Raw genomic sequence first — 15,023 nt, forward strand, 5'->3', positions numbered from 1 at the left:
TGTTGCGTCCGCCCGGTGGCGCATTGAACGGCCACCGGCTGCCCGCTGCGACCGCGCCTTTGACAACATGCGACCCATCGGGTTTGCTAATATAGCACCAGTCATCAAATTTCTTCAAACAGGGCACGCTGTCATCGCCACGCACACCCCCCAGGAGTCAGGCGCGTCCGCGCGACGCCCGCCGGCCGTGGAGATCAGAACGATCCAGGCCGAAGAGGCCGGACAGCGGGTCGACAACTTTCTGCTGCGCGCACTGCCCGGCGTGCCGAAGAGCAAGATCTACAACATCGTGCGGCGGGGTGAGGTCAGGGTCAATCAGGGCCGGGTCAAGCCGAGCTACCGGCTGCAGGATGGCGACGCCCTGCGCATTCCGCCCGTGCGGGTGGGCGTGCGGGACGAGGTGCCGGCGGCGCCGCGCCAGTTGCAGGCGCTGGCGCAAATGGTACTGCATGAGGATGACGAACTGCTGGTGCTCAACAAGCCGGCCGGGTTGGCTGTGCATGGTGGCAGCGGGGTCTCGCTCGGACTGATCGAGCTGCTGCGGCAGCAGCGACCCGAAGCCCGGTTTCTGGAGCTGGTGCACCGCCTCGACCGTGACACCTCCGGCTGCGTGATGGTGGCGAAGCGGCGACGGGCGCTGCTCGAGTTGCAGCAGGCGCTGCAAAGCGGCCAGGTCGACAAGCGTTATCAGCTGCTGGTGGCGGGCGCGTGGCCGGCGGCCGTGCGCCGGGTGGATGCCCCGCTGCGCAAGAACATCCTCAGCTCCGGCGAGCGGCTGGTGCGGGTCGACAGCGAAGGCAAGCCGGCCTGCACCGAATTCCGCGTGCTCGAGCGTTTTGCGCAGGCGACCCTGCTCGAGGCGCGCCCCATCACCGGGCGCACCCATCAGATTCGGGTGCATGCGCGCCAGCAGGGCCATCCGATTGCCGGCGACCCCAAATATGGCGATGCGCAGTTCGATGCCGCACTGCGCGGTCAGGGCCTGCAGCGGCTGTTCCTGCATGCCTGGCGGCTCGAACTGAAGCTGCCGAGCCGCAACGCGCCGCTCAGGCTGGAGGCCCCGCTCGAGGCGAGCCTGGCGGCGGTTCTGGCGCGACTGGCCAAGGCCGGAACCGATGCGTCGCCGGGCTGATCCTGCACACGGCAGAGACTCGACACCTCAATGAACCGAAAAGGTGACTTTTTATGAGTGACGACCAATGGCGAGAGGATGAACCTTCCGCACCGCGCCGTCCGCCGGCCGAGAGTTCGAAGGAGTGGCGTCTGATCGAAAAGGCGCTGCTGGCGGGCATTGGCGAGCAGCGGCGTGCGCGGCGCTGGGGCATCTTCTTCAAGTTCCTGACCTTCGGCTACCTCTTTGTGCTGCTGGGGCTTTTCTCCCGCAGCACCCACCTCGACGAGAAGGTGGGCGTTGCCGGGCGTCACACCGCGCTGATCGACGTGCAGGGGGTGATTGCCGAAGGCGAGGAGGCGCAGGCCGACAGCATCGTGACCGCACTGCGCAGCGCCTTTGATGAGAAGCATGTGGCCGGCATCGTGCTGCGCATCAACAGCCCTGGTGGCAGTCCGGTGCAGGCGGGCTATGTCTACGACGAGATCAAACGGCTGCGCGCGCTCCATCCGCAGGTGAAGGTCTATGCGGTGATTGCCGACATCGGCGCTTCCGGCGCCTACTACATCGCGGCGGCAGCCGATCAGATCTACGCCGACAAGGCGAGTCTGGTCGGCTCGATCGGTGTCGTCTCCTCCAGCTTCGGTTTTGTCGATGCGCTGAAGAAGCTCGGCGTCGAACGGCGGCTGTTCACCTCGGGCGAGCACAAGGGCTTTCTCGACCCCTTCTCGCCGCTCAATCCGCAGGAGCAGGCCTACTGGCAACAGGTGCTCGACGTGACTCACCGCCAGTTCATCGAGCAGGTGAAGGCCGGTCGCGGCAGCCGGCTCAACAGCGAGAAGTCCGATCTGCTGTTCAGCGGTCTGGTCTGGAGCGGCGAGCAGGCGCGTGAACTGGGACTGATCGATGGCCTCGGCAGCCCCGGCTATGTCGCCCGCGAGGTGATCGGCGCGGAGCAGATCGTCAACTACACCGAGAAACCGACACCCTTCGAGAAGCTGGCGAGAAGGATGGAGAACCGCCTCGATGGCGCCGCGCTGACCAGTGACCTGTTCCGGACGCTGCCGGGCTGGTGAACTGCTGATCCGGCGCGGGTTCAGTTCCTGCCTGCCGCGTTGCGCCGCTGGCGGCCGGGGTGGTCAATCGGCCGCGGTCGACTCCGGCGCCTGCCACAGCGCGGCCAGCGTCAGCAGTGCGGCGCCGCTGAGGTAGAGGCCGACGGTGTGCACGCCATGATGGGTGGCGAGCCAGGTGGCGATGTAGGGCGCCAGCGAGGCGCCGAAGATGCCGGCCAGGTTGAAGGCGAGCGAGGCGCCGGTGTAGCGCACCAGGGTGGGGAACTGCCCGCTCAGCAGGGTGCCGAGCGGGCCGTAGGTGAGGCCCATCAGCGCCAGGCCGCTGGCCATGAACAGTGTCATCGCGCCTTCGCCGCCGCCATCGAGCAGCGGCGAGAAGAGCAGCCCGAACAGGGCGATGCCGAGGCTGGCGCCGATCAGCACCCGCCGGCAGTCGTACCGGTCGGCCAGGCGGGCGGAGATCGGAATGCCGAGGCCAAAGAAGAGCACACCGAACAGCTGGATCAGCAGCATCCGTTCGCGGGGAAAGTGCAGCTGGCTGGTGCCCCAGCTGAGGGTGAAGACGGTCATCAGGTAAAAAAGCACGAAGGTGCAGAGCGCGGTCAGCGTGCCGCGCAGCAGCAGGCCGGGGTGGTCGCGCAGGACGGTGACGATCGGCAGCCGTTCGGGTGGCTGCTCATCGATCGCACGCTGGAATGCAGGTGTCTCGTGCAGATTCAGCCGCACCCAGAGTCCCACCACCACCAGCAGGCTGCTGGCCAGAAAGGGGATGCGCCAGCCCCAGTCGAAGAACTGTGCATCGCTCAGAAAGTGGGTCAGCAGCAGAAAGGAGCCGCCGGAGAGGATGAAGCCGATCGGCGCGCCCAGCTGCGGGAACATGCCATACCAGGCACGGCGCTGCGCTGGCGCGTTCTCGGTGGCGAGCAGAATCGCGCCGCCCCACTCGCCGCCCAGCCCCAGACCCTGGCCGAAGCGGCACAGCGCCAGCAGCAGCGGTGCCAGCAGGCCGATCTGGGCATGGGTGGGCAGCAGGCCGATGAAGAGGGTGGAGAGCCCCATGGTCAGCAGGGCGGCCACCAGCGTGGCCTTGCGGCCGACGCGGTCGCCATAGTGGCCAAACAGCGCCGAACCGAGCGGACGGGCAAAGAAGGCGAGCGCGAAGGTGGCGAAGGATTGCAGCATCGCGCTGGTGGCGTCGCTGCCGGGAAAGAACAGCGTGGGAAAGACCAGCACCGCCGCGGTGGCGTAGATGTAGAAGTCGAAGAATTCGATGGTGGTGCCGACCAGGCTGGCGAACAGCAGCCGTCCGTGGCGGTTGTCGGACACTGCCGTAGCGGTGTGCAGCGCGTTGAGCTGGGGTGAGGTGTTGGCCACGGAGGGGGGTTCCTGGAGCGGTGACGAGGGGGTGGATCGGGGGCGTGTCGCGCTCAGTGGGCGAGCGGGGTGTCGAGCAGCAGGCGGGCATGGTGTGGTGCGCTCAGACCGACCACCAGATCGATGAAGGCGCTGCCGATGTCGATTGATTCGGCACCCTTGATGGCGCGGTCGATCAGTGCCGCCTGTTGCAGCAGCCGTTCGATCCAGCGGCGGTCGAGCCGTTGCAGCGCCTGGCGCAGCGGCGGCTGCCGGCGCTGTGGAATCGATGGGCGGTGCTGGTCGATCGCCTGGGCCGCCGCGGTGCCCTGTGCCATCCGGCCATGCAGCAGCGCCAGCGTGGTCAGTTCGCGGTGCAGGCTCCACAGCAGCAGCGGCGGCTCGACGCCTTCGGCCAGCAGGCCATCGAGCGTGCGCAGCGCGGCCTGGGTGTCACCCTGCAGGGCGCGTTCGGCCAGCAGGTGCAGTTCATAGCGGGCGCTGTCGCCGACCTCGTCGAGAATGTCGTCGACGGTCACTGCGCCCCGGCCCGAGTGCAGCAGGCTCAGCTTGCTGATCTCCTGAATCGCCGCCAGCAGGTTGCCCTCGACCCGTTGTGCCAGCAGTTCGAGCGCATCGGCGGTGACTTCGAGTCCGGCCCGGCTGAGGCGCTGGCGCAGGAACTGCGGCATCTGCCGCGGTTCGATCGGCCAGATCTGCACCACCACGCCCTGCTGGTCGATGGCCTGATGCCAGCGGCTCCTGGTCGCCTCGGCGTCGAGGCGTGGCGCGGTGATCAGCAGGGTGTCATCGCTGGAGGGGGCAGCCAGACATTGCTCCAGCACGGCGGCGCCAGCCTGTGGCAGCTTGTTGGTCAGGCGCAGCTCCAGCAGCCGGCGGCTGGCGAACAGCGACAGGCTCTGCGAGCTGACCAGCAGCCGCGTCCAGTCGAAGCCCGGTTCGGCGAAATGGACCTCGCGCTCGTCGCAGCCGCGCCGGCGCGCGGCCTGGCGAATCTGGTCGGCGGCTTCGAGCAGCAGCAGCGGTTCATCGCCGCTGACCAGATAGACCGGCTTCATCTCGCCCTGCAGATGGCCGGCAAGCTGCTCGAAGCGCAGCTTCATGGCCGGCAACTGGCCGGTTCGGTGGCGCAGAGTTTCGCCAGTTGCGCCGCCATGCGGGTGGCCAGCTCCTGGTTGATCGAGGCCACGGCCTCATCGAGCTGCTGCCGATAGGCCGATGGATTCTGCGGGGCGGCGGGGTAGTTGCGCTCGGCGCTCACCTGCAGCGGGATGCTGCGCTCCTTGCCCTGCAGTTCGATCAGCCGGTAGGAGACCGACCGCACCAGCCGGTACTCGGCGACCTGGATGCGCTGGTCGTAGCTGAGTGGCATCTCGTACTGATGGGTGCCGAGCAGCTTCACCCGGATCGGGGCGGCCTGGCCAGGTTCACGGGCAAAGCCCTGGATGATCAGTGCGCGGCGCAGCATGAACTCCAGATCGGCATTCTGCCGGTCACCGACCACATCGAGGTAGGGCAGGTCGCCGGCCTGCATCTGTCCGGGCAGGGTGCCACGGGGCTGGAAGCCACAGCCGTTCAGCAGGGCGCCCAGCATGAGCAGCGGGATGAGCAGCCAGCGGCGGTTCATCTCTTCACCACGATGTTGACCAGCCGTCCCGGCACCACCACCGTCTTGAGTTCGGTCTGACCGGCGATGAAGCGGGCCACGTTGTCGTTGTCGCGGGCGAGCCGTTTGACCGTCGCCTCGTCGGCATCGCGCGCCACCTCGATCTTCCCGCGCATCTTGCCGTTGACCTGCACCACCAGTTCGACGGTGTCGCGTTGCAGCGCGCGCTCATCGACGCCGGGCCAGCCGGCATCGACGATCAGGCCGGTGTGGCCGAGCCGCTGCCAGAGTGCCTGGGTGATGTGCGGCACGATCGGCGACAGCAGCAGCAGTGCGCTGTCGAGCGCCTCACGGCGCACCGCGATGGCGGCAGCGGAGCTTTCATCGAATTTGCCGAGCAGGTTGATCAGCTCCATCACCGCCGCGATGGCGGTGTTGAACTGCTGGCGCCGGCCGTAGTCGTCACTGACCCGCTGGATGGTCTCGTGGCTCTTGCGCCGCACCGCCCGGGCCGACTCGCTGAGAGAGGCGGTGGCCAGTTCGACCGGTGCAGCATCGAGCGGCAGTTCATGGCAGAGCCGCCACAGCCGCTTGAGAAAGCGGTTGGCCCCCTCGACGCCGCTGTCGGACCACTCCAGCGACTGCTCCGGCGGTGCGGCGAACATCATGAACAGCCGCACGGTGTCAGCGCCGTAATGATCGATCAGCTCCTGTGGATCGACGGTGTTGCCCTTGGACTTGGACATCTTGGCGCCATCCTTCAGCACCATGCCCTGGGTCAGCAGCCGGGTGAAGGGTTCGTCGGAGTGCAGCAGTCCGGCATCGCGCATCAGCTTGTGAAAGAAGCGCGCATAGAGCAGGTGCAGGATCGCGTGTTCGATGCCGCCGATGTACTGATCGACCGGCGTCCAGTGGTCGGCGCGTCCATCGAGCATCGCGCTGTCGCCATCGCGGCAGGCAAAGCGGGCGTAGTACCAGGAGGACTCCATGAAGGTGTCGAAGGTGTCGCTTTCGCGCTCGGCGGCACCACCACACTGTGGGCAGGTGGTGTGCAGGAATTCGGGCATCCGCTTCAGCGGTGAGCCGACGCCGTCGATGACCACCTCGGTCGGCAGCCGCACCGGCAACTGCTCGGCCGGCACCGGCACGGCGCCGCACTGCGGGCAGTTGATGATCGGAATCGGGCAGCCCCAGTAGCGTTGCCGCGACACGCCCCAGTCGCGCAGCCGGAAGTTGACGCGGCGGTGGCCCCGTCCCTGGGCCTGCAGGGTCTTGGCAATCTCATCGAAGGCGGCCGCCGAGCCTAGGCCGCTGAACTGCGCCGAGTCGATCAATATTCCCTTGTCGGTGAAGGCGCCCTGGGTCAGGTCGATGGCCGTGCCGGCCTCGACGGGGCTGATCACCTGTTTGATCGGCAGGCCATACTTGCTGGCGAATTCGTGGTCGCGCTGGTCGTGGGCCGGCACCGCCATCACCGCGCCCGAGCCATACTCCATCAACACGAAGTTGGCGACCCAGACCGGCACCTCGGCCCCGGTCAGCGGATGGCGGGCGGTGATGCCGAGCGGCATCCCCTCTTTCTCCAGTGTCGCCAGTTCGGCTTCGGCGACCTTGACGTTCTGGCAACGCTCGATGAAGGCCGCCAGGGCCGGGTTGTCCGCTGCGGCGGCACTGGCCAGCGGATGCTGCGGCGCCACCGCCAGACAGGTGACACCGAACAGCGTGTCGGGACGGGTGGTGTAGACCCGCAGCGGTGCTGCCGCGTCGTCGCTCAGTGCGAAGTCGACCTCGACCCCTTCGGAACGGCCGATCCAGTTGCGCTGCATGGTCTTGACCTGCTCCGGCCAGCCATCGAGGCTGTCGAGTGCGTCGAGCAGCTCCTGCGCATAGGCGGTGATTTTCAGGAACCACTGCGGAATGCTGCGCTGTTCGACCAGCGCGCCGGAGCGCCAGCCGCGGCCATCGATCACCTGTTCATTGGCCAGCACGGTCTGGTCGACCGGATCCCAGTTGACCAGTGATTCGCGCTTGTAGACCAGCCCCTTGTTGAACAGCTCGATGAAGAACCACTGCTCCCAGCGGTAGTAGTCGGGGTGGCAGGTGGCGATCTCGCGCTGCCAGTCGTAGCCGAAGCCGAGCCGCTTGAGTTGGCCACGCATGTAGTCGATGTTCTCCAGCGTCCACTTCGCCGGCGGCACGCCATTCTTCAGTGCGGCATTCTCGGCCGGCAGGCCGAAGGCATCCCAACCCATCGGTTGCAGCACGGTGTGGCCGCGCATCCGCTGGTAGCGGCTGATCACATCGCCGATGGTATAGTTGCGGACGTGGCCCATGTGCAGGCGTCCGCTCGGATAGGGGAACATCGACAGGCAGTAGAACTTGGGTGCGTCGCCGCGTTCGTCGACGACGAAGGTGCGGGCTTCTTCCCACTGCTGCTGAATCTGCGGTTCGAGGCGTTGCGGATGGTAGGGTGCTTCTGTGGACATGACGAAACCGGAAAATCCATCGGCGGGCCGTGCGCGGCGAGGCGGCAGGGGCGCAGCTGGATGAGGTTGGATGGGTGAAAATCAGGCCCGATAGCATAACGCAGCCGCCCCCCGGCAGGTAGGGGCGGCGCGGACCGGCAAGGTCGGCATGGAAAGAGCAATTCAATACAACAGGAGGCAACGATGTCTGAATCTCAGCTACTGGTCGAGCGGCGTGGCGCGGTGCAGTGGATCACCATCAACCGTCCCGAGGTGCGCAATGCCCTCAACGATGTGGTGCTCAATGGCATTCGCGACGGCATCCGCGATGCCATGCAGAATCCGCAACTGCGTGCGATCGTCCTGACCGCCGCCGGCGACAAGGCATTCTGTGCCGGTGGTGACCTGAAGCGTGGCGGCGGTGGTCCCTTCAGCTTCAGCGCCGCCCAGATCGAAAACCCGATGATCGGGCTGTTCAAGCTGGTCGAGACCTGCAACCTGCCGATCATCGCCCGGGTCAACGGCCATGTGATGGCCGGCGGCATGGGGCTGCTCTGCGCCTGTGATCTGGCAGTGGCCAGCGATTCGGCGCTGTTCGGTACGCCGGAGACCAAGATCGGGCTCTTTCCGATGATGATCCTCAGCTACATGCTGCGCATCATTCCGCGGCGCAAGCTGCTGGAGATGTGCATCACCGGCGAGCCGATCGACGCGCAGGAGGCGTTGCGGCTCGGCATGATCAACTACGCGGTGCCGGCTGCGGAGCTCGACAGCAAGCTCGATGCCCTGCTGTCGACCATCGTCAACCGCTCGCCGACGGCAATCAAAATCGGCAAGCATGCCTTCCATGCGATGCAGGACATGTCGATCCACGAAGCCTTCGACTATGCCCAGGCGGTGATTCCGCTGATGTCGCAGACCGACGATGCCCGCGAAGGCTTTGCATCGTTCAACGAAAAGCGGCCACCCGACTGGCCGGGCAACTGACCGATGCCGTCAACGCAACGCACGGAATTCGAATGACAGGCAAGCTGATTCTCGAGGCCCGGCAACTGAGCCGGAGCGTCACGCTACCCGGTGCCACGCTCACCATCCTGGATGGGGTGGACCTTCAGGTGGAGCAGGGCCAATCGCTGGCGATCATCGGTGCCTCGGGGTCGGGCAAATCGACCCTGCTCGGTCTGCTGGCCGGACTCGATGAGCCGACCCAAGGCACCGTCTGGCTCGATGGTGTCGAGATCACCGCGCTCGACGAAGAGGCGCGTGCCCGGCTGCGCGCCCAGCGGGTCGGCTTCGTGTTCCAATCCTTTCAACTGCTGCACGGACTCACCGCGCTGGAGAATGTCATGCTGCCGGCCGAGCTCAACGGCCTGGCCGATCCGCGGCAGCAAGCGCTGGAGTGGCTGACGCGGGTCGGGCTGGCCGGGCGCATCAACCACTATCCCCGACAGTTGAGCGGCGGCGAGCAGCAGCGGGTGGCGATCGCCCGCGCCTTCGCCAGCCGGCCGAAGCTGCTGTTTGCCGATGAGCCGACCGGCAACCTCGACACCGTCACCGCCGGCGCGGTCATCGATCTGCTGTTCGAGCTCAACCGCAGTGCTGGTACCACGCTGATTCTGGTGACCCACGACCACGCTCTGGCCGAACGCTGTGACCGCAGGATCGAGCTGCGCGCCGGCGCCGTGGTGAATCATTGAGCCGTTCGCTGGGCTTTGCCGGACGGCTGCTGCTGCGCCATCTGCGCGGTGGCGAGCTCAACGTGCTGCTGTGGGCGCTGACGCTGGCGGTGGCCACGGTGAGCAGCATCGCGCTCTTTGCCGACCGCCTGCAGCGCGCCATCGTCGAGGAGTCCGGTGCCTTTCTGGCAGCCGATCAGGTGCTGACCAGCCCCGATCCGGTGCCTCAGGCGTGGCTGGATCAAGCCGAACGACTCGGTCTGCGGCAGGCGCGCGGGGTGCGCTTTGCCTCGATGAGTTTTGCCGGCAGCGCCATGCAGCTGACCGCAGTGGCGGCCTATGGCGCCGGCTATCCACTGAAGGGTGAGCTCAAGGTCAGCGCAGAGCCCTTTGGTGCCGAGGAGCAGGTCGCGCAGGGTCCGGAGCCGGGCACCGCTTGGGCCGAGGCGCGGCTGCTGGCGCTGCTGGGCATCGGGGTCGGCGATCAGCTCGAACTGGGAGCGGCCCGGCTGCGCATCACCCGGGTGCTGGTCGGTGAGCCTGACCTGGGCGGCGACTACTTCAGCGTCGGTCCGCGCCTGCTGATGCATCTGGATGATCTGGCGGCAACCCAGGTGGTCCAGCCTGGCAGCCGGGTCGAGTACCGCTATCTGTTCGCTGCGGCGCCTGACCGGCTGCGTGACTACGGCGACTGGCTGCGCACGCGGTTGACGCCGGTGCAGCGCTGGATCGGTCTCAAGGAGGGGCGACCACCGCTGGCGACCGCAGTGGGGCGGGCCGAGCAGTTCCTGCTGCTCGGCGGCTCGCTGGGGGTGCTGCTCTGCGGCGCCGCCGTGGCGCTGGCGGCGCGACGCTTCAGCGAGGATCAGCTCGACGCGGTGGCGGTGATGAAGAGCTTTGGCGCCACCTCGGGCCAGGTGTTGCTGATCTATCTGGCACTGTTGCTCTACCTCGGCACCTTGGCCGTCATCATTGGCGAACTGCTAGGTCTGCTGTTGCAGCATCTGGTGATCTGGTCACTCGGCGATGCGCTGCCGAAACAGTTGCCGGCGGCCGGCTGGCTGCCGTGGAGCATCGGTGCGCTGACCGGTTTTCTCTGTCTGGCGGCCTTTGCACTGCCGCCACTGCTGCGGCTGCGGGCGCTGTCGCCGTTGCGGGTGCTGCGGCGCGATGCGATCAGCGCGCCGATCAGCACGACGTTGAGCCATGCTGCCGCGCTGCTCGGCATGATGGCGTTGCTGCGCTGGTATGGCGGCAGTTGGCGGCTGACGCTGCTGCTGTTGCTGGGCCTCGGCGTTGCGGCTGCGGTGAGCGCACTGTTCAGCTGGCTGTTGCTGCGCGGGGGGCGTCGCCTCGGCATGCAGGCCGGCAACCTGTGGCGGCTGGCGCTGGCGGGGCTGCAACGGCGCGCGCGAAGCAACTATCTGCAGGTTCTGGTCTTCTCGGTGGTGCTGATGCTGCTGTTGATCATCATCGTCGTGCGCACCGCGCTGATCGACGAGTGGCGTCGGCAACTGCCCGAAGGGGCGCCGAACCACTTCGCGCTCAACATCGCGCCGCAGAGTGTCGAGCCGCTGCGCACCTTCTTTGCCAGCCGGCAGATCGCCGCGGCAGTCATCTATCCGGTGGCGCGCGGCCGCATCACGGCCATCAATGGCGAGTCGCCGCTTGCCGCTGCGCCACCGGATCAGACGCAGCCGGAGAACTACGGCGTCGACCGGGAGATCAACCTCAGTTGGAGCACCGAGCTGCCGACGGGCAACCGCATCATTGCCGGAGTCTGGGGGCAGTCGGTCGCCGGAGCCGAGGTCACGGTCTCGCTGGAGCAGGAGTTCGCCAGCCGCCATGGCCTCGGGCTTGGCGATCGGCTCACGCTGCGCATCGGCGAGACCGAACTGCTGGCGCGGGTCGGCACGCTGCGCCGGGTGGAGTGGGACAGCATGCAGCCCAACTTCTACCTGCTGTTTCAGCCCGACGGCATGGAGCGCTTTCCTCACACCTATCTGACCAGCTTCTATCTGCCGCCCGAGCGCAAGCTGCTGCTCAACGAGCTGCTGCGCGCCTTTCCCAGCACCTCGGTGATCGAGGTCGATGCCCTGATCCGCCAGATCCAGCGCATCGTCAGTCAGGTGACCCAGGCGATCAACCTGGTGCTGCTGCTGATTCTGCTCTCCGGTCTGCTGGTGCTGGTCGCCAGCGTGCGCGCCAGCATGGAGGAGCGGTTTCTCGAAAATGGCCTGCTGCGCGCCCTCGGCGCCAGCCGTCGACTGATTCTCGGCAGTCTGCTGGCGGAGTTCTCGCTGCTGGGCGCTGCGGCCGGACTGCTGGCGGTGGTGGGCGCCGAACTGGCGTTGTGGGGCCTCTACCGCGAGATTTTCCGCATTGCGCCAACCTGGCATCCGCTGCTCTGGCTGCTGGCGCCACCACTCGGCGCCCTGCTGGTGGGCGGCACCGGCCTGCTGGTGAGCCGCCGGGTGGTGTCGACTCCGCCGATGCAGGTGCTGCGCGAGTATGGATAGCGCTCTGCGAAAACGTGGCAGTACCAACCCGAGCTAAAAAACCAGCACATGGTCGACCAGATAGCGGTCGCCGCTTTGCACCAGCACCATTTCGGCAACGAAATCGCCCGGCTGCCGGGTGAATCTCTGCCGCCAGATCGCCGCCACCGACTCCGGCCGCCGGAACAGGGCCACCGGCTCGCGCTCGGCAAAACATCCTCGGGCGGCCTGGTAACATTCGCAGAGAGATCTGAACCCCTCTTCGTTCAACATGCTGCGGGCGCGTGGGGTGAAGTCCCTGACATGCCGTGCGTAGTCGATGGCGGTCGAGGCCTCCATCAGGTTGTCCATGATCGGATTGACGATACGCCAGATCGCCGCATCGGATTGCTGGGCGAGATCCATCGTGCCTACCTCGTTGCACTGACTGAAAATGGGGTGGCTGGACAAAAAAAGCGGAAGCCGATCTCCCGGCTTCCGCTCCTTTGCAGCCTGAGCAGGCGGATCAGATCGCCAGCAGATCGCCGAAGCGGTTCTGGTGGTAACGGATGTCACCCAGCGTGTGCTCGGCGGTTCTGGCGCGCTTGAGGAAGAAGCCGATCTCCTCGTCATCGGTCATGCCGATGCCGCCATGCATCTGCACCCCTTCGCTGCTGGTGAGCAGGAAGACCTCGGCCAGCTTGGCCTTGGCCAGACTGGCCTGCTTGGCCAGTTCGTCGCCACGTACACCCTCATCGAGCACTGCCAGGCTGGCGATCACCACCGATTTGGCCAGCTCGATCTCGGCGTACATGTGCGCTGCGCGGTGCTGAATCGCCTGCAGCGAGCCGATGTGCCGGTCGAACTGCACGCGGGTCTTGATGTAGTTGATCGTGCGCTCGAAGGCCTCCTGCAGGCTGCCGAGCATCTCGGCGGCGAGCAGAATCTGGCCGACCGACAGGATGTCCTGCAATGCAGTGCTGCCCTGGTCGACCGTGCCGAGCACGGCGCTGGCCGGCACTGCGACATTGCTGAAGGTGACCGTGGCCGCGTTGCGCCCATCGGCCATGAAAACGCGCTTGACGCTGACCCCGGCGCTGTTGCGGTCAACCAGAAACAGCGTCAGTCCGCTGCTGTCGCCCGGTTTGCCCGAGGTGCGCGCCACCACGACCAGCATGTCGGCGCTGTGGCCGTCGAGCACGAACACCTTCTCGCCATTGAGCGTGTAGCCGTCACCGCTTTTGCTGGCGGTGGTGCGGGTGCGCTGCGGACCATGGGTCGCGCTCTCTTCGATGGCCAGCGCCAGCGTCAGGCTGCCCTGGACGATCTGTGGCAGCAGATCGCTCTTCTGTGCCTTGCTGCCGGCCAGCGTGATGGCGCTGCTGCCCAGCACGCAGGTGGCGAAGAGTGGCGAGGCGGCCAGCGTGCGGCCGGCCTCTTCCATCACCACACCGAGGCCGGTGTAGCCAAAGGCCAGACCGCCGAACTCCTCTTCGACGATGATGCCGCTCCAGCCGAGCTCGACGATCTGTTGCCAGCTCTCGGTGGAGTAGCCGACCGCATCCTTGCTGTCACGCAGCTTGCGCAACTGGCTGACCGGCATGTTATTGGTAAAAAAATCCTTGGCTGAGGTTTTCAGCAGGTTCTGTTCTTCGTTCAGTACTAGGGCCATTTTTATAATCTCTGATGAAGGTTGCGAATTCGGGCGTGCTGAAGGCTCAGGTCGAGGGCAGCTCGAGAATCCGCTTGGAGATGATGTCGAGCTGCACTTCGGAGCAGCCGCCGGCAATCGTCAATGCCTTGTGGAACAGCCAGTTGCGGGTGATCTCGCGCTCGTTCTCGGTGAAGTTCTCGGTGTCATCGCCCTGGCCCAGGCCGCGCGGTCCCATCATCGACACCATCAGTTCCGATCCGCGCTTGGTCAGCTCGGAGCCATAGTATTTCAGCATCGAGGTGGCAAAGCCGGGGGTCTGTCCGGCCTGCGCCTCTTCGGCGATGCGGCGGTTGGTCAGCGCAAAGGCCTGGCTGTTGATCTGGTGCTGGATCAGTTGCTGGCGCAGCAGTGGATCCTCGACCTTGCCGTTCTCATCACCGCGGTACTGTTTGGCCACCTGCAGCACGCCGACTTCGAGGCCGGGCCTGGAGGTGCTGCCACCACCGATCGAGTTGCGCTCGTGTTGCAGCAGCCGCTTGCCGACGGTCCAGCCTTCGTTGAGCTTGCCGACCAGGTCGCACTTCTCGGCGCGGACATTGTCGAAAAAGACCTGGCAGAACGGTGAATCGCCGCTGATCAGCCGGATCGGCCGCAGGGTCACGCCGGGATTGCTCATCGGGAACAGGATGAAGCTGATCCCTTTCTGTTTCTGTACGGTGCTGTCGGTGCGGGTCAGGCAGAAGATCCAGTCGGCATACATCGCGCCCGAGGTCCAGATCTTGGAGCCGTTGATGATGAAGTGGTCGCCCTTGTCCTCGGCCTTGGTTTGCAGGTTGGCCAGGTCGGAGCCGGCGTTCGGTTCACTGTAGCCCTGACACCAGTGCACTTCACCGGCGACGATCTTGGGAATGTGACGCTGTTTCTGATCTTCGGTGCCCATCTCCAGCAGGGTGGGGCCGATCATCGTCAGGCTCATGCCCATCAGGGCCGGGGGCGCATTGATCTGTCGCATTTCACTTTGCAGCACGCGGTTCTCTTCGGGGGTCAGACCGCCGCCACCATACTGTTTCGGCCAGGTTGGCGCAGTCCAGCCCTTGGCAGCCATGCGCTCGAGCCACAGCAACGAGTCGCCGGAGCGCCGCTTTCTGGTGAACTGGCTGTCGTTGACGGCACCGGGCTGACGCAGGCTGGCGGGGCAGTTGGCTGCCAGCCATTCGCGCACTTCGCCCCGGAATTGTTCTAGATTGCTCATGACGCCCTCTCGTTATGGATTTATTGAGACCCGCAATTCTATGCCCAGAGCGGGGCGCTGCATAGTTTGCCGCGCGCGACACAATGGCGGAAAGCACGGTGATTGCGGCGCAAGGCTGAGCCGTGCCGGACGATGGCGAAGAGATTGACCCCCTGAATGTTTTTACGTAGACTTCGCGGCCTTCGCACTCTTCCCCGATAGCTCAGCAGGTAGAGCAGATGACTGTTAATCATCGGGTCGTAGGTTCGAGTCCTACTCGGGGAGCCATCTTCTTCGTTCGCATTCCACGCACGCTTTGAGCCATCCGCACTCACTGCGCTTTTGGCGTGGCT

Annotated in this window: 12 protein-coding genes and 1 tRNA gene; 6 read left to right on the plus strand and 7 right to left on the minus strand. The window is 65.9% G+C overall.

Annotated features, from left to right (window positions below; translation table 11 throughout):
• Positions 1 to 67 precede the first annotated feature (67 nt).
• Positions 68 to 1,132, plus strand: a complete 1,065-nt coding sequence (gene rluC, locus H7A13_03155; protein ID MCP5332344.1) for a 23S rRNA pseudouridine(955/2504/2580) synthase RluC — start codon at positions 68 to 70, stop codon at positions 1,130 to 1,132.
• A 53-nt stretch (positions 1,133 to 1,185) separates the two neighbouring features.
• Positions 1,186 to 2,187 carry a S49 family peptidase gene (locus tag H7A13_03160; protein ID MCP5332345.1) on the plus strand — a complete coding sequence of 334 codons (1,002 nt, stop codon included), beginning with the start codon at positions 1,186 to 1,188 and terminating at the stop codon, positions 2,185 to 2,187.
• Between the two features lie 63 nt (positions 2,188 to 2,250).
• Here H7A13_03160 and H7A13_03165 read toward each other — a convergent pair whose 3' ends face one another.
• Genes H7A13_03165 through H7A13_03180 form a run of 4 tightly spaced genes read right to left on the minus strand, consistent with a single transcriptional unit; the run spans position 2,251 to position 7,653 of the window.
• Entirely contained in the window at positions 2,251 to 3,561 is a 1,311-nt protein-coding gene (locus tag H7A13_03165) for an MHS family MFS transporter (protein MCP5332346.1), read from the minus strand.
• 53 nt (positions 3,562 to 3,614) lie between these two features.
• Positions 3,615 to 4,664, minus strand: coding sequence for a DNA polymerase III subunit delta (locus H7A13_03170; GenBank protein ID MCP5332347.1), 1,050 nt, complete (start codon positions 4,662 to 4,664; stop codon positions 3,615 to 3,617).
• A complete protein-coding gene (locus tag H7A13_03175; GenBank protein ID MCP5332348.1) occupies positions 4,661 to 5,188 on the minus strand; it encodes a hypothetical protein in 528 nt (175 codons plus the stop codon). The genes H7A13_03170 and H7A13_03175 overlap by 4 nt, the downstream gene beginning before the upstream one ends.
• Complete coding sequence (locus tag H7A13_03180; GenBank protein MCP5332349.1) at positions 5,185 to 7,653, minus strand: leucine--tRNA ligase; 2,469 nt, start codon at positions 7,651 to 7,653, stop codon at positions 5,185 to 5,187. The genes H7A13_03175 and H7A13_03180 overlap by 4 nt, the downstream gene beginning before the upstream one ends.
• Before the next feature lie 183 nt (positions 7,654 to 7,836).
• Here H7A13_03180 and H7A13_03185 point away from each other — a divergent pair, with 183 nt between their 5' ends.
• The 3 genes from H7A13_03185 to H7A13_03195 are packed head-to-tail and all read left to right on the plus strand — an operon-like array spanning position 7,837 to position 11,827.
• On the plus strand, positions 7,837 to 8,619 hold the full coding sequence (locus H7A13_03185; protein MCP5332350.1) for an enoyl-CoA hydratase/isomerase family protein: 783 nt from the start codon (positions 7,837 to 7,839) through the stop codon (positions 8,617 to 8,619).
• 32 nt (positions 8,620 to 8,651) lie between these two features.
• On the plus strand, positions 8,652 to 9,329 hold the full coding sequence (locus H7A13_03190) for an ABC transporter ATP-binding protein (protein ID MCP5332351.1): 678 nt from the start codon (positions 8,652 to 8,654) through the stop codon (positions 9,327 to 9,329).
• Complete coding sequence (locus H7A13_03195) at positions 9,326 to 11,827, plus strand: ABC transporter permease (protein MCP5332352.1); 2,502 nt, start codon at positions 9,326 to 9,328, stop codon at positions 11,825 to 11,827. Before H7A13_03190 ends, H7A13_03195 begins: the two co-directional genes overlap by 4 nt.
• Positions 11,828 to 11,860: 33 nt before the next feature.
• On the opposite strand, the gene H7A13_03200 is transcribed toward H7A13_03195, so the two are convergent.
• The 3 genes from H7A13_03200 to H7A13_03210 all read right to left on the minus strand — a co-directional run bounded on the left by H7A13_03200 (position 11,861) and on the right by H7A13_03210 (position 14,691).
• Positions 11,861 to 12,211, minus strand: coding sequence for a hypothetical protein (locus H7A13_03200; protein ID MCP5332353.1), 351 nt, complete (start codon positions 12,209 to 12,211; stop codon positions 11,861 to 11,863).
• Positions 12,212 to 12,311: 100 nt separating this feature from the next.
• Positions 12,312 to 13,457: an acyl-CoA dehydrogenase family protein gene (locus tag H7A13_03205; protein MCP5332354.1), complete on the minus strand. Its 1,146-nt coding sequence runs from the start codon at positions 13,455 to 13,457 to the stop codon at positions 12,312 to 12,314.
• 46 nt (positions 13,458 to 13,503) lie between these two features.
• Positions 13,504 to 14,691 carry an acyl-CoA dehydrogenase family protein gene (locus tag H7A13_03210; GenBank protein MCP5332355.1) on the minus strand — a complete coding sequence of 396 codons (1,188 nt, stop codon included), beginning with the start codon at positions 14,689 to 14,691 and terminating at the stop codon, positions 13,504 to 13,506.
• Between the two features lie 191 nt (positions 14,692 to 14,882).
• Between H7A13_03210 and H7A13_03215 the strand changes: the two genes are divergently transcribed.
• Positions 14,883 to 14,958: transfer RNA gene (locus H7A13_03215), tRNA-Asn, on the plus strand.
• Positions 14,959 to 15,023: the final 65 nt, after the last annotated feature.

The sequence above is a fragment of the Pseudomonadales bacterium genome (genome assembly GCA_024234215.1).
Classification (GTDB): domain Bacteria; phylum Pseudomonadota; class Gammaproteobacteria; order Pseudomonadales; family UBA5862; genus JACKOQ01.

Coding starts and splice junctions, on each gene's coding strand:
- H7A13_03175 (MCP5332348.1), bottom strand. CDS start 5,188: ATGAACCGCCGCTGGCTGCTCATCCCGCTGCTCATGCTGGGCGCCCTG.
- H7A13_03185 (MCP5332350.1), top strand. CDS start 7,837: ATGTCTGAATCTCAGCTACTGGTCGAGCGGCGTGGCGCGGTGCAGTGG.
- rluC (MCP5332344.1), top strand. CDS start 68: ATGCGACCCATCGGGTTTGCTAATATAGCACCAGTCATCAAATTTCTT.
- H7A13_03160 (MCP5332345.1), top strand. CDS start 1,186: ATGAGTGACGACCAATGGCGAGAGGATGAACCTTCCGCACCGCGCCGT.
- H7A13_03210 (MCP5332355.1), bottom strand. CDS start 14,691: ATGAGCAATCTAGAACAATTCCGGGGCGAAGTGCGCGAATGGCTGGCA.
- H7A13_03190 (MCP5332351.1), top strand. CDS start 8,652: ATGACAGGCAAGCTGATTCTCGAGGCCCGGCAACTGAGCCGGAGCGTC.
- H7A13_03205 (MCP5332354.1), bottom strand. CDS start 13,457: ATGGCCCTAGTACTGAACGAAGAACAGAACCTGCTGAAAACCTCAGCC.
- H7A13_03170 (MCP5332347.1), bottom strand. CDS start 4,664: ATGAAGCTGCGCTTCGAGCAGCTTGCCGGCCATCTGCAGGGCGAGATG.
- H7A13_03180 (MCP5332349.1), bottom strand. CDS start 7,653: ATGTCCACAGAAGCACCCTACCATCCGCAACGCCTCGAACCGCAGATT.
- H7A13_03200 (MCP5332353.1), bottom strand. CDS start 12,211: ATGGATCTCGCCCAGCAATCCGATGCGGCGATCTGGCGTATCGTCAAT.